Genomic DNA, 19825 nt, shown 5'->3' with positions numbered 1-19825 from the left:
TGCATCAATGTTATCACCTTACCTTTCGCCTACTATACACCTCTTTTATTGATTTTTCTCTCCTCCCCTTTTTGCATATCCGCTTTTTTATTTTCATTGGATCTATATCCAAAGTAAAGTAGCGCACATGTAATAATAGAACCTACAATGTATCCTAAAAAACATCCTAACCAAAACATAGTGTAACCGCCTCCATTCATAATAAATTTTATGTAATATAACTCTTTACATACTCCATCGTTTATTTCTATTAACTATACACTTTCTAAAATTATTCATACCACTAATTCTCTTCGTACCTCAAATAGCAATTTTATTATTTGTCATAAAATTAACACCTTCTTTAAATACAAAAACTTCCATTTATTTGCTTTTTCTTAAGAAATAATATACTACATTTGAAATAAGCGAGCTAGTACATCGGCCCTTCTCTATTTTAACTTTAGTCATGAACAAAAGAAAAATAAAAAACCCCCTCAAAGCATAAACTTCAAGGGGTGAGCCTGTTTTTTATTTACTTATATACGTACAGCTGTACCACTTACAGCAACCATTAACATTCCATCACGAACTACTTCGTAATCTACGTCAACACCAACGATAGCGTTCGCACCTTTTTGTTTTGCAAGTTCTTTCATTTCGTCCATTGCGATATCACGAGCTTCTTTTAGCTTACTTTCATAAGAACCAGCACGACCACCGACAACATCACGAACAGAAGCGAATAAATCGCGGACAATATTTGCACCCATAATAGCTTCACCATTTACAATATCGATATACTCAATAATTTCTTTACCTTGAATTCCAGACGTTGTTGTTACAATCATGACTGACACTCTCCTAATAAGTTGTAGTTTTAATTAGCTTTCTTATGTCTTTATTATGACATGGAACAAACAACTAATCTATTGAATTACCTTACAGGAATGTGACAGTTTTGTAAGAATGAAACGCGCATTATGTTTCATTTTAATAAAGCGCTTTAACATTAGGATACATAAACGACTCTTTATTTTCTTTCCAGTCCTTTTCTACTTCTTTGAAAGTTGGTCGTCCTAATTTTTCATTGTTCTCATGTTTACGAAACCATTTCTTCACATACTGGTCTCCATTTTTATTTTGAACTGTGCAAAGGAAACTATTACTACTATCCTTTAATATTTTTACAATCACGAATAGACACCTCTTCCCTTTTAAATAACAGAATAGAACTTGATCTTTTACTATAAGCCCTTCCTCTCTTATAGTCATACGACTCCTCGGCCGCGCCAAAGTTGTAAGATCAAAAAATGATATTCACTTTGTTTACATTTTATTTAAAGAAATCAGAGTTATAGGCATTATGCTTATCAAATATTTTATAGATTTCTAACTTATCATCTAATTTTGCATCTACTAAAATTAATATATTGCCATCGTAAATATATTCTTCATACTTTTTAGCATGTTCTTCTGGAATTCCTAACCCTATAAATGCTCCTATTAAACTTCCAGCTCCCCCGCCAATACCGGCTCCTCCAATAGCTGCTGCGATCGGTCCTGCTGCTACGATTGGACCCATTCCAGAAACGGCAAGTATACCAAGACCTGTTAATAAACCACCGAGTCCGCCTGCTACTCCTCCTGCCACAAGCCCTGTTGCTGAAAAGATATCTGCTTTATGTGCAGTTTCGCTATTCACTTTTTCACCCGATTTTTCTTCAAGGTGTTCAATTTCCTTCTGATCTTTTGCAATAGCTGAAATGTTATCTGCTGAGTATCCTTTATCATTTAATTCATTAATAACGAGTGCCGCATCATCAATTGTTCTAAAAACACCTACTATTTTTCTATCTACATTCATAACTATTAACCTCCTAAAATTTTATATAATGTATTTTTATTTTTCTTCATTTCTGTATACACTAATCTTCTTATTAACATAACCATTTACGAAAAAAGCGAATAGTAAAAGCACTACAAGTGAACTACTTAACAAGTAAATTAAATCAAATGTAATATTAATCATCATTTCATTCATGTATACCAGGCTCCTTTTTATTTAAAGTAAAAGTATATTTTGATAGACTAATCTACTAAACATAGACATCTTACAATTCATCTTCAGTCAATCTCTTTGTAGTATATGTATACCCTTCCTAACCTTTTCTAAACGTAAAAAACTATACTTATATTTTTTCTTATTTATATGTTTAACATTTTTTAAAACGGGTATGTTTATATTGTTATGCTTACTATATGGAAAGGAATATTACGATGAACGCCATTCACTCTACTACTATTTCTTATAATGAAACACCTACAATAACGCAGATTCATCATTTTTATGCTTTAATGACAACATTTCAAACGAATGTATTTATAAGTAAACACGGAACAATGACATCAATCAAAAATTTAAGCACTCTAGTATCCTTTTTCCTTACTGTAAAAAAGAGAGATCTTGTATTATTTATTTTTGAAGGAATAGATGCAAAAAGAGCTTTAAAAACACTCTTCCCTTCTTAGAATGTTTGTTATCCTCTATTCCCTCGTCTACTACCTTTCATATATGTTTTTATATTTCAAAATGATTTCCTCTATTAAAAAAGAACCCCCTAATACAATAGGGGGATTTCTAGTTTGACCTTATGAAAACTGATATAATATATATTACGTTTTTCATTCTTTAAAATAGAAAAGTTTTAATAACCTTGAAGGTAGGAATTTTTAATGAACTCGAAAGCAAAATTTAGTATTCGCTACAAAATTATGGCTGGTTATTTAGTTATCATTTTGTTCTTACTTGTTTCTTTCATTATGTTAAACAATGAGATTTCCAGCTTACAAAAATCTCGTAATTTTATTATTGATCACGATTTTAAAGTTCTCAATTTAACGAATCAAGTGGAGAAAGAGTTACTAACAATTGAAAATAAAGCGAAAGGGTTTATCATTTCTAATAACCCTACTTACGTGCAATCCCTTAACTCTGCGGAAAAGGATTACGAAAAACATTATCAAGATCTTTTTGCTTTATTAGAGGATAATCCCTCTCAGCAAGAAAAATTAAAACAGATTAACGAAAACATTACTAGTTGGATTAATAAAGAGATTCACCCACTCATTACAAATAATAATAGTAATAATGTACAAATAATCGACACGACTCAAATTCAATCATTACAATCGCAGGTAACTAACTTCCGGAGCACTGAGGAGCAACTAACGAAAAAAAGAGCTGCACAATTAGATACTGAAAATAATAAATTAGAGATTTGGTTATACAGTTTATTGTTCTTACTTTCTTGTATTTCTATTATCGTTTCACTCTATATTTCGAATGCCATTACAAAAACGATTAAAAATGTAATTCAAGCTATTAAATCCATTTCTTCTAAAGAAAAAATTACGGAAAGAATTCATGTAAATACACATGATGAAATAAAAGATCTTGCTCATACAACAAATCACCTACTAGACGAAATATCAAAAAGAGAGTGGTTACAAACTGAGCTTGCAGAATTAATTTTAATGTATCAAGGTGTATCTTCTATTGAGATGTTAGGTAAAAAAATTCTTAGTGGCATCATACAAAAAACGCAAACTTCTTGCGGTGCATTTTATGTACGTGAAGAATATGAAGAAACTGTCTACTATGTGAAAAAAGCTTCTTTCGCCGATCAAGGTGCTGATATTGGAAAACAATCCATTAAAATGGGTGAAGGTTTCATTGGACAGTCTGCCTTAGAAAAGAAAAGTTTTATTCTCAGTGACATACCCGAAGAGTTTCGTTATGTCACTAGTGGAGTATTAGAAATACGTCCTAAAAATCTACTAGTCATCCCTATCTTATTTGAGGATGAAGTGATCGCAGTAATGGAGTTAGTAAGTGTAACTGAGATTTCAGATTTACATCAAGATTTAATTCAACAAACCGTTGATAATCTAGGTTTAACAATTCATAGCATTATGGGACGTATGCGAATTCAAACTCTTTTACATGAATCACAAGCAATGACAGAAGAGTTGCAAGTTCAATCAGAAGAATTGCAAACGCAAGCGGAAGAACTACAAATGCAAGCAGAAGAATTACGAACAACGAATGAACAATTAGAGTCTAGAACTGAAGAGGCTGAGCAGAAGACAGCTGACTTACAAATTACCAAATCAGAATTAGAAGAAAAAGCAAGCGAGTTGTTACGCAGCTCAAAATACAAATCTGAGTTCCTAGCAAATATGTCACATGAATTACGCACACCGTTAAATAGTATTTTACTATTATCTGAAATGTTAAGAGAAAATCATGATAACAATTTATCCGACGATGAAATTGAATTAGCAACTGTCATTCATTCATCAGGGAAAGACTTACTTACTTTAATTAATGACATACTAGATTTATCTAAAGTAGAAGCAGGCAAACTAGACATCATTTTTGAGGCAACGAACATAAGTGACATGGCAGCCAATATGCATCAAAACTTTTTACATATAGCTGCACAAAAAAATGTCGAATTTACTATTGAGGACAGTGATACGATTCCTGATCTGTTTTATACAGATGCAAAACGGATTGAGCAAATTATTAAAAACTTATTATCCAATGCATTTAAATTCACAGAAAAAGGATCCGTTTCTTTACATTTTGATTCGATAGAAACAACCAATTTGAGTCATGATATGCAGTCTATAAGTAAAGATTGGATTACAATTTCAGTAAAAGATACTGGTATTGGTATCGCTAAAGAACAGCATCAACTTATTTTCGAAGCCTTTCAACAGGCAGATGGAGCAACGATTCGAAAGTATGGTGGTACAGGATTAGGTTTATCTATTTGTAAAGAGTTTGCGAGATTATTAGGTGGTTGGATTACGTTAGAGAGTAATGTAGGAGAAGGTAGTACTTTCACGGTATATATTCCTAACCTTCCAAATGGTTTACATGATATACAGTTATCCAATTTAGAAGTCGCAGCAACGATAGAAGATGTTATTCCTGCTGAAGTTGTTGAAGAAACCATCGTTACTCCAGAAACAAATAACGTCTTCCAAGAGAAAACAATTTTAATTGTCGATGATGATCATCGAAATATATTTGCGTTACAAAATGCATTAAAAAAACAAAATGCCAACATTATTACTGCCCAAAACGGCATAGAGTGTTTAGAAATACTAAAAAGCAATACAAATATTGACCTTATTTTAATGGATATTATGATGCCTAATATGGACGGTTATGAAACGATGGAAAATATCCGAATGAACTTAGGGTTACATGAAATACCTATTATCGCATTAACTGCTAAAGCAATGCCAAATGATAAGGAAAAATGTTTATCTGCTGGCGCTTCAGATTATATAAGTAAACCATTAAATCTACATCAACTCTATTCGGTAATGAGTGTATGGTTAATAAAATAAGTGAGGTTTAGTTGGAGTGGAAAATAAGTATTATAATTTTGATCCATCAGTAGATACGGATGAGCGCACGAACTTAGAAATTGAATTACTATTGGAAGCGGTATTTAAACTATCAGGATTTGATTTTCGCCAATATGCTCGCACATCTATTTATAGAAGAATTTGTAATCGAATGCAGCTCTCTAATATCCCAACCATTTCAAAATTAATTGAAAAAGTAATTCACGAGGAAGGGGTTTTAGAACAGTTATTAAATGATTTCTCGATTAATGTAACTGAGATGTTCCGTAACCCTGCCTTTTTTAAAGCGCTTAGAGAGCATGTTATTCCTGAATTAAAAAAGCATCCCGAAATTAGAATTTGGCATGCTGGATGCGCAACTGGTGAAGAAGTATTATCAATGTCCATCTTACTTCACGAAGAAGGATTAAGTGAAAAGTCGGTTATTTACGCAACAGATATGAATACAAATGTGTTAGAAAAAGCAAAACAAGGTATCCTCCCGTTAAATAAAATGCAAACTTATACGAAAAACTATTTACAAGCTGGCGGTACACAAGCATTTTCTAACTATTATTCAACAGATAATCGTTTTGCTTATTTTAATCCTTCACTGTTACAAAACATTATTTTTGCACAGCATAATTTAGTAACCGATCAATCTTTTAACGAGTTTCATATTATACTTTGTCGTAACGTTTTAATTTACTTTACAAGTAAACTTCAAAATCAAGTGCAGCAACTATTTTATGAAAGCTTAAGTCACAATGGATTTCTATGTTTAGGAAATAAAGAAACTCTTCGTTTTTCAAATATAATGCCGCATTATACGCAATTTAATCCTAGTGAACAAATTTATCAAAAAATACAATAAAGTGAAACTTTAATCAGCCCTCACCAATCGGGCATTTACGGGCAGTTGATCTCCCACCTACCTTCTTTGCTTCAGACTAATTTTTTGGTAGGAGTCTTACTGCCCGTTAATGCGGGATAAAAAGCGTATGAAATCCTCTGTTTGGATTTCATACGCTTTTTATTTCGCATTCGTTTGTATCATAATTAGACACATATCATCTGATTGCGCTTTCTTTTGTTCTTCCTTGTAAAACCCTTCTATCTCGCCTTCTAAATCTCCCCATTTTCTTTCTGTAAAAGTACGTAATTTCTCTTCAGACTCAAATTCATCATTTGCAATTGCTTCAAGAACACCATCTGTAAACAATAATATTTGAGCGTTCTTCTCAAAAGGTATAACTGTCTTTTTAACTTTTATTTCATCAAAAAATCCTACGGCACAACTCCCGCGATCTAGTTCAACTACATTTGTTTCATCAACTAAAACATATCCAGAAGGATGCCCTGCATTTACATATTCAACTGTTCTATCTTCTGTATTAACAACTAAGTATATCGCCGTAAAATAATAAGGAATATTATCATTTTCATTATGTAAAAGGGTCATATATTTATTTAATTCTTTAATAACGAGTTCTGGATCAATTAAACATTTAATTGTTTCACGTAATACAGACGAAATAAACATACAAACTAATGAAGCAGATACACCATGTCCCATCACATCTAATAATATAATACCGTAGCGATTTTCATCGATTTTATACCAATAATACATATCTCCAGCTAGTTTAAATGAAGGTAAGTAACTTGCTTCAATTTTTATATGATCTTCTCTTAATGGGCTACTTAATAAGTTTCTTTGTACTTGCGTAGCTAAATCTAGTTCATTCCGAAGATTTTCTTCTTGTTCTTTATGCCAATTTAATTCTGATTTCAAGCGTAACGCTACACGCATACGTGCTAATAATTCAACTTTATTTATAGGTTTCGTAATATAATCCATTGCCCCCATATCAAGAGCTTCGGCCAATTTATTTGCATCCTCTAAAGCTGTAACAAAAATAATAGGAATATCTTTAAACTTCTCCTCTTTTTGTAATCGCCTACAAACTTCAAGTCCATCAATTTCAGGCATCATAATATCTAATAGTATTAAATCAATTTCATTATACCTGGAAGAATCTTCTCCAAATTGAATGTATTCGAAAAGCTCTTGTGCAGAATTCAGCGATACAAGATCCTGATATCCGGCTTGTTTTAAAATTTTTTCAATTACAAAGATGTTAACCGGATTATCATCGACAATTAAAATGGACACAAGTTATTTCCCCTTTTCTTATTTAAAATGTAAATCTATTATCATTTTCTATTTTTCTAGTATTGCATACTCAGTTACAAAATGAAAATTTCCTACTCTAACATAATTTTTATACAGCAAAAGAACAAACCCCCAGAAATGAGAGTTTGTTCTTTCATTCTATAAATTTCCACTATTAATTTAATACCATTGCTTTGTCATTTAAAAGACGATCTAATTCTTCCATATGATTTGTTTCATCTGCAATCATATCTTCTAACTTTACAACTAACTCTGTCATATTTAATTTCGCTGCCTGTTCTTTTCTCGTTTCATAACGCTTAATTGTCTCATATTCTGATTGTCTAGCGGATTCTAACATTTCTCTAACATCTTCTACTTGTTTCACTGGTAAAGGGATTGTAGTAGGTGTACCACCTAGCGTCTTAATTTTCTCCGCTAAATATAGGGCATGTCCTTGTTCATCACTAATTTCAGATTCAAAGAAAGGCTTTAACACTTGTCTATATATACCAGAAACTGTAGCTGCATTATGGTTATACATAATAATTGCTGAGTATTCTCCTGCTAAATCTTCATTCAATCCTTCGATTAGTTCTTTCACATCGTGTGACATTTTCATATCTCCTCCTATACTTAATAAGTACCCCTTTTCTCATGTTTTAAACATCATTATTTTAAATTTTTATGTATCTAAAAATGCGGCTTGCTTCAATTTACTTATCGCTTGTCTTTTAATACGAGAAACGTGCATTTGTGAAATACCTAACCGTTCCCCTGTATCTTTTTGATTTAAATTTTCTCCAAATATATAATGAATAACACTCTTTTCCGTATCATTTAATACGTTAAAAATATCCTTTAAAACGAGACGCCTTTCTGTCTCTTCATATCCTTGCTCTACTTCACCTACAGATTCAATTCTCGCTACCGAACTTCCATCAGATGAATTTTCAACTACATCATCTAAGGAAGATACTCGATAATTATTTTTCGCATCCATAATCTCTAGAACTTCCTCTTCCGATAGTCCTAAATGATTTGCAATTTCTATTATCTTCGGTGAACGTTGCAGATGATCTGTTAACTCCTCTATCGCAAGTTTAATTTTTCCGCCTAAATCTTTAATTCGCCTTGGAACGTGAATGCCCCAAGTTTTATCACGTAAATACTTCTTTATTTCGCCTACTATTGTAGGTATTGCAAAAGGCTCAAAGGCATTCCCTATCGAATAATCATACCTTCTTATTGCGCCTAAGAGCCCTAACATGCCTACTTGTATAATATCCTCATGCATCGGTCCGCCTTTTGAATAGCGATATGCAATGGAATAGACAAGATTTTTATAATGCTCAACTAACCTTTCCTGCGCTTCATCACATTGGTTTTGTTGGAAGTCTGCAATTAGTTTAATAACGTCTTCTTTAGTAAGATTCGTAGGTTGAGATTGGATTTCCATCATTCTCCACCTGCTCTCTTTGTATATATTTTGTCATTAAAACTGTCATGCCCTCATCATGCATGATTTGTATATCATCCATTAACGTATTAATTAAATATAAACCTAAACCATTTTCCGGCAAATGTTCTACTGGTTTACTAATATCATACGGACCAACTTTCCTTTTTAAGTTATTAAAATCAAAGCTAACCCCATTATCCGCAACCATAATTTCTAATCGATTTTCATATAGTCCAAAGACAATTGCAATTTCTCCAACGTCTTCTTTATATGCATGTTGTACAATATTTGTACATGCTTCACTAATAGCAATTTTCATATCTTCTATATCGTCATAAGCAAAGCCCATTCGATTCGCAACACCAGCCATTGTTAAACGAATAATAGCCACATATTCTGCCTTTGCAGGAATTTTCATTTCTATCTTTTCAAATCTCTCCATCATCCCTAGTCACCTTCTTTCTACTTTTTCAAAATCGGAATTCAAATTTAATATTTCTGTTAACCCTGTAATATCAAATAATCTTTTTAATCTTTTAGATACACCGATAAACTCTAGTTTTCCATCATTTTTCTTAACCGCTTTTAATAGAGCTATAAAAACACCTAAACCAGTACTATCCATATAATCTACGTTATGAAAATCTACTACAATCTGAACCTCTTTTTCGCTTGCAATAGGCATAATCTTATTTTTCAAATCTGATGCCGTATACGCATCAATTTCACCATTAAGTTGTACCGTATAACCTACATTATTTTGCAAAATATTTATTGCCAAATTCATCATTTCCGCCCCCTTATCTCGAACTACTACTATGTTAATTACCCATAAAAATTAGTTTTAAACATATTTTTTTATTTTCATTATAAATAAATTTTCTACACCTTTCTTGGCTTAACACTTAAAAAAATACTACCGAATGTTTAAACCTTATAAATCTGTGTATGTATAATGTATAAACATTATTTTTAGGGGGATCTATCTATGGAAGAGCACAACTTTAAAAAGGGAGATTTCGTTCAATTTTCTTATCGACACGATCATGCTACAAAATTAGTTGGTTCTATCATTAACATACTAACGAATACAATTGTAGTTGATATAGGTAATAACGAGGACTTATCTCATATAGAACCGAGGCAGGTCGTAAGAATAAATAATTGTGAAAAAGTAACGACGGTTTAATACATAATAAAAAGTGTAATTTCAATGAGTGGGGGCCTTCATCCCCCACTCATTCCTATGTAGGTTACATTAAAAAAGCATCCAAATTAGTTTAATTGGATGCTTTTTTATGTATATTTATCAGTTCATTCACTTTATAGTTATATATAATAAACTTAAGATTACTATTCATTATCATACTTACGCTTTCCGCAACATTCTAGAGAAGAATGTAACGATTAAAATAAAGACGATTGCACCTAATAACGCTGGAAGAACAAAAATGCCTCCCCATTCAGGACCCCAATGACCAAATAACGCACTACCTACCCAAGATCCAATTAAACCAGCAATCACATTACCAACTATACCTAAAGGAAAGTCTTTTCCCGTAATCATTCCAGCTAACGCACCAATAAGTCCACCTACAATACACGTAATAATAAGTCCCACAATTAAACCTCCTATATTGTTTTTATATTTGATTTATCAAGCTTTGGTATGTAACCAAAGCTTGATAAACATGTATTATTCTTTATTATCCAATCCATCACTTATCTTTTGTTTCACTTTTCCGACTTTTTCTTTTATAGTTCCCTTCGTCTTCTCCCACTTCCCCTCATTTTTCAACTCTCTATCTTCTGTAATTTCACCAATTCCTTCTTTTACTTGTCCTTTTTTCTTTTCAACTTTACCCGTAATTTGTTCTTTTAGACCGCTCTCACTCATATTTCCAATCTCCTTTTCGTAATAGATTTATAGATGTAAAGGATATAAATTTAAATAGAATACATGCATCTTCTTTCGTGTAGCCATTCACCGACTCTTTCTAAATCCTTAACGAATAACAAGATTTTTCCTTCATCCAGCTTTTCTTCATAAAAGTTAGCTTCTTCCTCATTAAGCCCTAACTCCTGCATCTTATTTCTTAACTGATCTCCCGTTTTTTGAAAGACATTAATAATGCTTGTCCCAAGTCCTTCCTCTTTTATTCCAATCGTGTTCACGTCTGCATTATCTGCGATTCTATCTGTCCTCTCTTTCTCATGTGTTAACACGTAAATATCTTTTTGTTCTATTCCTTTCTTCACTAGATCATTCGCCGCATTCATGACCTCTTTCTCCGTAATAAATTCATATACAAAAGGTTTACTATACTTCGTTTCCATCTTTAACTTCCTCCTTTAAAATGAATTATTTGTTATATTATATGTAGTACACCTATTTTCGAAATGTTAAACATAAAATATGAAAAAAATTATGTGAATTTTAATTTTAATAGAAAATGAACAACATCATTTACCACTTTAAAACATCTTCCCCTTACAATAACTACCTAAATTAACAGAAAATTGTTATAATTAATCTTAAGGAGGGATACTATGAAAAAAATCATATCTATATGCGCACTAACCGCTCTATCTTTCACTTTAATAGGTTGTACAAGCACCTCGGCTACAGATAAAGCTTCACAAGTTAAGCAAGAACATACACAATATACCTTTCAATTAAACTCCGCAAATATTTCAGACATTGAAATACTAAAAACAACAAATCATACTACTTCCAAATCTCAAACAGATAATAAAGAAATGATAAAATCTATCGTTTCAGCCGTTCAAAATGGAACACCTAAAACTATCACTTTAGATCAAAAAAAGAGAGAATCTGCACATTCTACTATTACCGTTACATATAAAGATGACGCAAAAGAAGAATTTCTTGTTTGGGTTGATAATAAGGAACAAATTACAATTGCTAAAGATGAGAAGAAAGATAAGGTAGAAGGTGTGATAGTAAATATTAAAGATGCTAAAATGATGAAGGATTTCTTTTAAAATTCTAGTTAACGTTAAAAAAAGAGTAGGATTACACCCTACTCTTTTGTTTAATCATGCTCAATAAATAGACCTTTATAAAATCTATTTAAGGTCTAATTTTGCTAAATCATGTTGTAAAACATTATTTCCTTCTTGTGGGTTAAATACGATTGCACTAAGACCAAAAACATTTGTAACAACATCTCTATCTTTCGGACGAATGATTCTTACTTCATAAGCAAAGAGTGCTGGAGGAAGAGCTGCTGAACGAAAAGTAACATATCGATTAGGTGGCAATGTTTGTGTTGAAGGGTCTATTAATGGTAACAATACCGGAGAACCCGATGACCAATCAAACATTTCAACTGTTACTCTACGAGTATCATCTGGATCAACATTCATAGCTTCAACAGTAAGAAATAACGTAGCGGAATGTCTACGTAATACACCCGTTGATAAAGTTTCATTATGATGTTCAAAGCATTTTTTTGGAGGGTGACCATAGCCATAACTCATACCAATTCCCCCCTTTCATTTACAATTAAGGACAAGTATTCCTTATAATATATAATGCTAGTATTCTTTTATTGAAAGGTATAAAAGCGGATTTCTATCTATATTTTTGGATATTTTATTTTTCATTTATTCGCTCTTAAATAATAAAGTGAAACTTTATTCCAAACAATATCGCTATTGCACCAAAGTAAAACAAACTGGACAACCTAGATTTCAAACTGTAAGATTAGATGTTGGTGAAATTGGGCAGCAAAGCATATATAGAAAATAGGTGTTAATGTTGAAAATCAATAAAAAATTTGAACCATTAATTTTTAATATCTTTATGATTTTAGGCATATCTAGCATTATCTCTTTCGTCATGGTTTCAATGAATGTTGGATATACAGCTTTATTTCTCAAATCATGGATAAAAACATGGGGAATTGCTTTCATACTTGCATTTTTAGCTTCTAAATTATTACCCTTTGTAGTTAAAAAGATAATGAAAATCTTCACTTTTGTTGAGAATGATGCTTAAGAATAAAGTGATGTACTGCGTAGGTTCATTCCAATTAAAAGAGTTTATTATCACAAAAACTTAACCTAGTAAAATGTTTCAAATCGAAGGAAGACACCTTAAAGGTTGTCTTTTCTTTATAAGTAAAAAAAGCCCGCCTATTTCCGTAGGCGGGCTTTATCTTTATTACACAATATGAAAGTATACTCTCTTTTTCACTGAAATTTTATGTAATTATACATATTCATGAAAATAGCAGAATTAAAATATGCCAAAATAAAAAATGAGCTAAATCCCCTAAATAGCTATATAGAGATGAAGTTGTTATGACAACATATTTTCCACTTTCAACTTAGTTATCATTAGAATGTTTTTCTACAAAATCAAGGATCCTAGCATTAACTTCGTTAGAGAACTCACCATTGATTGCGTGAGATGCATTTTTCCAATTAACTATATCAATATCTTTAACGTATTTTTTTCCAGTTTCAACTGCTTTTACCGAATTGTGCATTGTACTTTTTTCAGCTATAAGTGCAAGCACTGGAATATCAATATTTTTTAAGTCTTCTTTACTAAATAAATCAGGCGCTGGCGTTTTCAGTTTATAGTTACGCATACCCGACTCGATTAACTTAGCGATAGGCTCATCGTCACTTGCTTCTGCTCCTCCAGAAACATAGCTTAACATCTTTTCTCTTAAAAACTTAGGGACAATAGGAACAGAAGCTGGAATAGATGCCAGAATCATTTTTATGGATATTTGCGCAAATACAAAGACTGGATCTAATAAACTAGCCGTAGCAATATGCTCAGGATTATATCTGGCCAAGTTCATTGTTGTCCACCCTCCAATGGAGACACCTACGATATGCACTCTTTCTAAACCTAATCCTTCAATTACTTCATTTAACCATTCTGCTTGTTGTTTTTGATTTTCAATCACCTTCGTTTGCACACTCATCCCAGGTTCACCTAGTAAATCTATCGTATAAACAGGCCTTTTTTCTCTTAGACCTTCTAAATTAGGTACCCACATTGGAGTAGATGCACCACGTCCAGGGAGTAAGAGTATTGGTTCCTTATGTTTGTTTTCCTCTTTAGTAAAATAATAAGCACGAATTGTGCCATATTTCGTTTTTATATTTTTCGTATCGTTAGGTTTTGGAAGGAGTGCCATTGATTCATCGTAGGCAATTTGAAAGTCTTCCTTTCCTTTTTCAGATGTAAAGTGACCAACCTTATTATCATGTCTCTTCATTTGAATGCCTCCTTTCTACAAATATATGGATGAACTTTATCTATATATTCATGGTAATTATCCATTGAATTTTTATCTTCTTTAAGGCAAGACTCTCATTTAGAAAAAAGAAAATCGTACGTTTAGATACAATTTGGCAACAAACTAACTGTTTTTTGTACATTAATAGACAACTACTGCAAGAATTATAGTTTTTATGTTTTCATTTATCTTTTTAATCAGATGAATGCTTTTTTAGTACATAATAAAGTGAAACTTTAATCAGTGGGGGGTTCATCGACCACTGATTATTAGCTCACACCAATCGGGCTTTTACGGTCAGCCCGCCCCCCACCTAACTTCTTTGCTTCCGCTGAATTTTGAGGTGGGGGTCTTACTACCCGTTAATGCGAGATAAAAAATATAAAAAAATATCCAGAAAAACTGTCACAAAATCCGTTTTTCTGGTTTCTCTATAATACAGGTATCAAATTGAAAGTGAGGTTTAAACGAACATGTTAACCATAGAAAATGAAGAAAGTCATGCTTCTAATATGACCTTTGAAGATTTATTTAAGCAGTACTATGCTTATGCTGTGAAACAGATTATATGGATTGTTAAAGATCAATCTATCGCTGAAGAGTTAGCACAAGAAGTATTTTTACAATTATATCGTAGCGATTGGAAAGGAATTAAAAATATACCTGGATGGTTGATTAAATCTTCTACTTATGTAGCTTATAACCATTTTCGATTTGAAAAAAGGCAGCAAGCGAAGATTGATAAGGAAATACAATACCATGAAGTACAAAATGTATCATCATTAGACGATGATTGGATAAGAAAAGAAGAAATTACAAAGGTCCAAACGACACTAAATAAAATGAATGATCGAGAACGAACCCTTTTACTAATGAAATTCTCTGGTTTTCAATATAAAGAAATTGCAGAAGTACTTCAAATTGAAATATCTTCTATAGGAACATTATTAGTCCGAGCCAAAATGAAATTCCGCAAGATTTATAAACAAATAGAGGAGGCATAACAAATGAAATGTTATGATATCGGGTTTATTCAAACATATATTGATGGAGAACTTTCTCATGATATAAGAAAGGAATTTACAAAGCACCTAGATACATGTGAAGCATGCCAAGATTTATTAGTAGAAATTAGTAAATTAAATCAATGGGAAAACGTAATGCTAGATGAAGAATCTGCAAATTCACCACAAGAAATCAAAATTGATATAGAACAAGCATGGAAAACATTTGAAAGTCGTTCCAAGTTAGACAACGTTTCTAATATAAATTACAAAAAACAACAAAAGAAAGGCATCTTTACAAACATGAGTAAAAAATCAAAATGTTTCATTTATACAGCAGTAGCTGCAGCTGCACTTTTCACAACAGCAATGATTCCACAAGTACAAGTGGCGGCTACAAATGTCGCTTCATATTTTTCTGATGCAATTACAAATGATAAAGTTGTAAATGAAGGAATAAAAGATGAAAATGGTATCACACAAGATATGATGAAGAATGGTAAATATATTCCTATTGATGAAAAAATTACAGATCAAGGTATTACTGTACATCTCAAAGAATTATTTATCGCAGATTCACGTATATCAGTTCATTATAGAATGGAAAAAGCTGACGGAAGTTTAGTACCATTTGAATTTGATACATCAGGATTAGATCTCCAAAGTGATGGTATAATTAATGGACAACAAGAGGAAAACCCTGAGATTAAACATGATGGGAGACTATCATTTATCCATGATGCAGATGATCGTCTTCCTTTTGAACTTGTGGCAGCAGGTCAAAAGTTAGATAAAATAGGCATCCGTGATAATGATAGACCCGAAGGTGTTGCTACATTTGTTATAACTAATGAAGAAAAAGACGTTTTTAAACAGCCTCTTACTTTAGACGTAAATATAACTAGAATTGGAAAAGTAAATGGATCTTGGAAAGCTCAAATTCCAATTGATACTTCACATTTGAAAAATAATACGAATTAACATGAAAAAAAGAATAGAACAATATGTATCTAATTCTCAGTTTATATGTTTTCTTGTTTTCGTTACATTTATTTCGTATATAGTTTTTACTCTATCTTTTATTTATGATTTAAGACCATTATAAGAAAAAGCCCTCTAAAAAAGTAGGAAAATAAATAACCGGTTTCTTAACGTATAAGGAATCGGTTATTTTGTATTTAAAATGCGTCTAAACGTACAAATTTCTTTTTATAAAAAAGAATAGACACCCTAAGGTGCCTTCCTCCGACTTGAACCATCTTAATTTTAATAATATGTATTGGACTCCCGTCCAACTATTATTTTACCACGTTAAGTTGTTTTGTTTATTGAGAAATACAATGTTTTATTTATGCTAATCTTCTGTATTAGTTCATTTTGTAGTCCGTGCAGCGGTTAACAAGAAAATAATAGCATTGATGACACCTAAAAGTCCCTGCTTAATCCACATAGATAATGCAGCATTTGTGCCAATGGCTAGAAAAATAAGCATTACTGTGTATCTATTGAATCTCAGTATAGACAACCTCCCGATGGGACTATATTTAAGGAAATTTCATTATTTTTTTGTTCCATAAAACATTGTACTTCCTAGTGAAGAGAAATTCAGTTTTACTTCTATAACTCGCCCTGTTTCCACTCTTTATTATGGATATCTAATCCTTCTTGACCAAAGAAATGGAGAATAAATTCTTTTTCATCACTATCAATTTTTTTAGCTAGTTTAGATCCCTTCATACTTTGCTTTTTTCCTGAACTTAAATAATGAATTTCTTCAAAGTCTTTAACTACAGATTCGAACTCTCCATCATACCATTTGTTCAGAATAGATTCATATTTTGATCTTTCATCATTATTAATAACATTTAAGTTGTTTTTTAAGTATTGAATGTTTTCTTTCGTCATTTGAAATCGCCCTACATCACGGGTACCGGAAACATGAAGATTATTCCCATTGAATGTGAGTTTTTGTAAAGACATATGTATCATCATATCATTTATAGTTTGCTCGTTTTGGATTTCACCAATCGACTGTGCCGCTTTAGAGAGTTCATCTTCACTTACTACATAACTATCTTTTTGCTGCTTTTGAATGGTTTGAACTTTCGGTTTTTCCTGAACCTTTTCTTCTTGTTTAGGTTTTGATTCAGTTGTAGTCTTCTCATTTGAGCTACAAGCAGCCATTCCCATAAGCAATGTACCGCATGTTAAAGCCATTAGTAACTTTCGGTTCATTTTTTTCCGCCTATCTGCATTAGTTATTTTAAACAGTTTTTTAATGTAAGATTTCTCATCTCATAGTAGCAAAGAATGTATCTATATATTGTCATGTTTTGTCGAAGAATAATAAAAAAACAACCTAGATCCCATAGGATCTAGGTTGCTTTTAATACGTAAACGTAATCGTCACTAAAGAATACCCTTCTTTCGCATTGTAAGGCTCCGCTTTATAAGAAACTCGATTTGCCCCTTGCGGATAATCGATTTCACCAATTGCCTTTTTCACATCTTGCAGTGCACCATTCATTGATTGCTTGTATAGCACTTCAATTTTCTCTGGTTTTGCACTATAGCGTTGCTGCATTTTATTTTTTAATTCGGTATAGTTATTTGCGATATATTCATTTCCTAAATAGTTTAACTTTGTATCTTTTAATATTTGTTGATATGCAGGCGTTTTCGTACTACCTGCCGCAATTTTGTTTGTCAGTGTACTATAATAATTCGTTGTAGCTTGCGGGTAGTCTCCGCGGTTCCACTCATGATTTCTTGCGATTTGTTCATCTGATAAATTGAAATACGAATACGTTACGCGGCCCTGCTCATCTGGAACCGGATCATCAAATGTTGTATCAAGATGATACCATTTGTTTTCGATTTTCACTAAATTCCAAGCATGAGGTTGTCCGTCCCCAGTTCCTGTCACGAAATGATTTTCAATTCCTGCTTCTTTTAATAATTGATACGTTAATAGTGCGTAACCTTGGCAAACCGCAGAACGATTTACAAGTGCTTCATATGCTGTGTAAGCTTTATAAGACGTATCATAAGAAACATGTTTTACTACGTAATCATGAATCGCCTTCACTTTTTCGTGATCGTCCATTCCAACTTGAGTAATAGAAGAAACGATTGCTTTCGCTTGTTTCATGACATATTCCGTCTGTTCTTTCGTTTCACGATATGTAATCTTAAGCGTAAATGTATAATTTCCAGGTGATCCAGAAAGTCCATATGAAACATTCGATCTATTATTATTTGTATACTCATTTTTACTTGCAACTTCTTTATATGCGTTAAAAAGTGTATTCATCACTTCGTTTGTATTATTGTTTTTCGTTTTATATGGAAGTGTAATATTTGTCTCGTATGTATTAATACGCTTTTGTACTTCCTCTTTAAACGCTGTTAATAATGCAGCATCTCCTGTATCTTTCACATCGGCATTTTTATATTTTAAAGTTTTATATAAAAACTGCGCATACTGTTCACGTGTTACTGTGCCATACGGTTCAAAATTCCCGTTCCCTGTGCCATCTGCGATTCCATTTGACTGCACTGCACTAATTGCGTTTTCTGCCCAAAATGGATTTGGAACATCCTTAAAGGTATGTTTTTGTTTTGCCGCAAGATGGAAAGCATTTGTAAGAATTTGTGCCATTTCCGCACGACTCACAGAAGCTTTCGGTCTAAATTGGCCATTTTCATCACCTTTAAAAACTCCTAAATTCGTTAAAGTTAATACCTCTTCTGGAAACATTGTAGAACTTTGATTAATATCACCGTAAGGATTTTTAAACGTAGACCCATCCTTTAATACGTAACGAGTTCCATCATTACTAAACGAACCGCCTTGTTTATTCGGTACTAACACTCGATAAATTAAAGCCGCAACTTGCTCCCTTGTCGCAACATCTCCAAAACCAAATATCCCATTCCCATAACCGGAAATAATATTTTTACTCGCTAAATCTTTAATCGCAGGATATGACCAATGTGATGTCGGCACATCAGAAAAAACACCCACTTCAGCAGCCTTCACACCACTGCCATTTGTATATAACAACGCACCACCAATCAGTGATAATGATGTAATTGATTTTAATAGTTTTGTATACATAATGTCTTCTCCCAATACGTTCTCTATTTTTGTTGGTTTATGTCGAAAAATCTAAAAATATGACAAAATATATTATACAATTAAAAGTTTTTAAGGGATATATTGAATTTTAAAATATGCAAAAATTCATATTGTTATAAGGATTCATAGTGATATTATGTTATTTTACTTGCGAATATATAAATAAAAAAACGCTCATCTGAGCGTTTCATCTATATACTTATTAGTTACTTTTTCTTCACTTAGAACTCTTCTTCGTTAATCATCCTTCGATCTAACAACTCTTTATACTTCAATATTTCTTCAGCCCCACGGCTCTCCATGCGTATATTGTATAACACTTGTTGTATTGACCTTTGATTGGTCCGTTGA

At 32.3% G+C, this 19825-nt stretch carries 25 protein-coding genes; 8 read left to right on the top strand and 17 right to left on the bottom strand.

The features are described from left to right. Positions 1 to 32: 32 nt before the first annotated feature. The 5 genes from MR107_RS10305 to MR107_RS10285 all read right to left on the bottom strand — a co-directional run bounded on the left by MR107_RS10305 (position 33) and on the right by MR107_RS10285 (position 2023). Positions 33 to 179, bottom strand: a complete 147-nt coding sequence (locus MR107_RS10305) for a hypothetical protein (protein ID WP_000498628.1) — start codon at positions 177 to 179, stop codon at positions 33 to 35. A gap of 339 nt (positions 180 to 518) precedes the next feature. Then, positions 519 to 830 carry a YbjQ family protein gene (locus tag MR107_RS10300; RefSeq protein WP_000637511.1) on the bottom strand — a complete coding sequence of 104 codons (312 nt, stop codon included), beginning with the start codon at positions 828 to 830 and terminating at the stop codon, positions 519 to 521. Between the two features lie 142 nt (positions 831 to 972). Beyond that, entirely contained in the window at positions 973 to 1176 is a 204-nt protein-coding gene (locus MR107_RS10295) for a DUF4028 family protein (protein WP_002023439.1), read from the bottom strand. Positions 1177 to 1315: 139 nt separating this feature from the next. After that, entirely contained in the window at positions 1316 to 1846 is a 531-nt protein-coding gene (locus tag MR107_RS10290) for a general stress protein (RefSeq protein WP_016513868.1), read from the bottom strand. A 36-nt stretch (positions 1847 to 1882) separates the two neighbouring features. Beyond that, the gene (locus MR107_RS10285; RefSeq protein WP_001004571.1) at positions 1883 to 2023 is read right to left on the bottom strand and encodes a hypothetical protein; all 141 of its coding nucleotides are present in this window, start codon (positions 2021 to 2023) and stop codon (positions 1883 to 1885) included. Between the two features lie 236 nt (positions 2024 to 2259). Here MR107_RS10285 and MR107_RS10280 point away from each other — a divergent pair, with 236 nt between their 5' ends. The 3 genes from MR107_RS10280 (at position 2260) to MR107_RS10270 (ending at position 6280) form a co-directional block, all read left to right on the top strand. Beyond that, the gene (locus MR107_RS10280) at positions 2260 to 2511 is read left to right on the top strand and encodes a hypothetical protein (protein ID WP_242245263.1); all 252 of its coding nucleotides are present in this window, start codon (positions 2260 to 2262) and stop codon (positions 2509 to 2511) included. A gap of 204 nt (positions 2512 to 2715) precedes the next feature. After that, positions 2716 to 5406, top strand: a complete 2691-nt coding sequence (locus MR107_RS10275; protein ID WP_242292337.1) for an ATP-binding protein — start codon at positions 2716 to 2718, stop codon at positions 5404 to 5406. A gap of 16 nt (positions 5407 to 5422) precedes the next feature. Further along, on the top strand, positions 5423 to 6280 hold the full coding sequence (locus tag MR107_RS10270) for a CheR family methyltransferase (RefSeq protein WP_046392424.1): 858 nt from the start codon (positions 5423 to 5425) through the stop codon (positions 6278 to 6280). Between the two features lie 159 nt (positions 6281 to 6439). On the opposite strand, the gene MR107_RS10265 is transcribed toward MR107_RS10270, so the two are convergent. From MR107_RS10265 to rsbV, 5 genes are all read right to left on the bottom strand, one after another. Beyond that, entirely contained in the window at positions 6440 to 7582 is a 1143-nt protein-coding gene (locus MR107_RS10265; protein WP_000025533.1) for a fused response regulator/phosphatase, read from the bottom strand. A gap of 175 nt (positions 7583 to 7757) precedes the next feature. Next, positions 7758 to 8198, bottom strand: coding sequence for a ferritin-like domain-containing protein (locus MR107_RS10260; RefSeq protein WP_000017755.1), 441 nt, complete (start codon positions 8196 to 8198; stop codon positions 7758 to 7760). Between the two features lie 69 nt (positions 8199 to 8267). After that, entirely contained in the window at positions 8268 to 9044 is a 777-nt protein-coding gene (sigB, locus tag MR107_RS10255) for an RNA polymerase sigma factor SigB (protein ID WP_002183358.1), read from the bottom strand. Further along, positions 9007 to 9489 (bottom strand): anti-sigma B factor RsbW, encoded by a 483-nt coding sequence (gene rsbW, locus MR107_RS10250; protein WP_000970576.1) that lies wholly within the window; start codon positions 9487 to 9489, stop codon positions 9007 to 9009. Before rsbW ends, sigB begins: the two co-directional genes overlap by 38 nt. A gap of 6 nt (positions 9490 to 9495) precedes the next feature. Continuing rightward, positions 9496 to 9834 carry an anti sigma b factor antagonist RsbV gene (gene rsbV / locus MR107_RS10245; RefSeq protein ID WP_002182514.1) on the bottom strand — a complete coding sequence of 113 codons (339 nt, stop codon included), beginning with the start codon at positions 9832 to 9834 and terminating at the stop codon, positions 9496 to 9498. Positions 9835 to 10032: 198 nt separating this feature from the next. Here rsbV and MR107_RS10240 point away from each other — a divergent pair, with 198 nt between their 5' ends. Further along, positions 10033 to 10233, top strand: a complete 201-nt coding sequence (locus tag MR107_RS10240) for a methyltransferase (protein ID WP_074555658.1) — start codon at positions 10033 to 10035, stop codon at positions 10231 to 10233. Positions 10234 to 10413: 180 nt separating this feature from the next. Here MR107_RS10240 and MR107_RS10235 read toward each other — a convergent pair whose 3' ends face one another. The 3 genes from MR107_RS10235 to MR107_RS10225 form a co-directional block, all read right to left on the bottom strand. Continuing rightward, positions 10414 to 10665 (bottom strand): GlsB/YeaQ/YmgE family stress response membrane protein, encoded by a 252-nt coding sequence (locus tag MR107_RS10235; RefSeq protein ID WP_000522903.1) that lies wholly within the window; start codon positions 10663 to 10665, stop codon positions 10414 to 10416. A 75-nt stretch (positions 10666 to 10740) separates the two neighbouring features. Continuing rightward, on the bottom strand, positions 10741 to 10941 hold the full coding sequence (locus MR107_RS10230; RefSeq protein WP_029442042.1) for a CsbD family protein: 201 nt from the start codon (positions 10939 to 10941) through the stop codon (positions 10741 to 10743). 50 nt (positions 10942 to 10991) lie between these two features. Next, the gene (locus MR107_RS10225; protein ID WP_016125605.1) at positions 10992 to 11381 is read right to left on the bottom strand and encodes a YflT domain-containing protein; all 390 of its coding nucleotides are present in this window, start codon (positions 11379 to 11381) and stop codon (positions 10992 to 10994) included. Between the two features lie 213 nt (positions 11382 to 11594). Here MR107_RS10225 and MR107_RS10220 point away from each other — a divergent pair, with 213 nt between their 5' ends. Next, on the top strand, positions 11595 to 12050 hold the full coding sequence (locus MR107_RS10220) for a hypothetical protein (protein WP_048538035.1): 456 nt from the start codon (positions 11595 to 11597) through the stop codon (positions 12048 to 12050). An 84-nt stretch (positions 12051 to 12134) separates the two neighbouring features. On the opposite strand, the gene MR107_RS10215 is transcribed toward MR107_RS10220, so the two are convergent. Continuing rightward, a complete protein-coding gene (locus MR107_RS10215) occupies positions 12135 to 12548 on the bottom strand; it encodes a hypothetical protein (RefSeq protein WP_000120217.1) in 414 nt (137 codons plus the stop codon). 280 nt (positions 12549 to 12828) lie between these two features. On the opposite strand from MR107_RS10215, the gene MR107_RS10210 reads away from it, so the two are divergent. Next, entirely contained in the window at positions 12829 to 13068 is a 240-nt protein-coding gene (locus tag MR107_RS10210; protein ID WP_000700223.1) for a DUF2798 domain-containing protein, read from the top strand. A 331-nt stretch (positions 13069 to 13399) separates the two neighbouring features. On the opposite strand, the gene MR107_RS10205 is transcribed toward MR107_RS10210, so the two are convergent. Continuing rightward, positions 13400 to 14308, bottom strand: coding sequence for an alpha/beta fold hydrolase (locus MR107_RS10205; RefSeq protein ID WP_000820345.1), 909 nt, complete (start codon positions 14306 to 14308; stop codon positions 13400 to 13402). 494 nt (positions 14309 to 14802) lie between these two features. On the opposite strand from MR107_RS10205, the gene MR107_RS10200 reads away from it, so the two are divergent. Together MR107_RS10200 and MR107_RS10195 are read left to right on the top strand one after the other, a co-directional pair. Further along, positions 14803 to 15333, top strand: a complete 531-nt coding sequence (locus MR107_RS10200; protein WP_000955512.1) for an RNA polymerase sigma factor SigX — start codon at positions 14803 to 14805, stop codon at positions 15331 to 15333. Between the two features lie 3 nt (positions 15334 to 15336). Beyond that, positions 15337 to 16314 (top strand): DUF4179 domain-containing protein, encoded by a 978-nt coding sequence (locus MR107_RS10195; RefSeq protein WP_000650420.1) that lies wholly within the window; start codon positions 15337 to 15339, stop codon positions 16312 to 16314. Positions 16315 to 16950: 636 nt separating this feature from the next. On the opposite strand, the gene MR107_RS10190 is transcribed toward MR107_RS10195, so the two are convergent. Further along, positions 16951 to 17568, bottom strand: coding sequence for a DUF6241 domain-containing protein (locus tag MR107_RS10190; RefSeq protein WP_242292336.1), 618 nt, complete (start codon positions 17566 to 17568; stop codon positions 16951 to 16953). Positions 17569 to 17719: 151 nt separating this feature from the next. Next, complete coding sequence (locus MR107_RS10185; protein WP_000288216.1) at positions 17720 to 19453, bottom strand: S-layer homology domain-containing protein; 1734 nt, start codon at positions 19451 to 19453, stop codon at positions 17720 to 17722. Positions 19454 to 19825 lie beyond the last annotated feature (372 nt).

The organism is Bacillus cereus group sp. BfR-BA-01441 (genome assembly GCF_022663075.1).
In the GTDB taxonomy this organism is placed as follows: Bacteria; Bacillota; Bacilli; order Bacillales; family Bacillaceae_G; genus Bacillus_A; species Bacillus_A cereus.
This window is presented reverse-complemented; position numbering and strand designations above follow the sequence as displayed.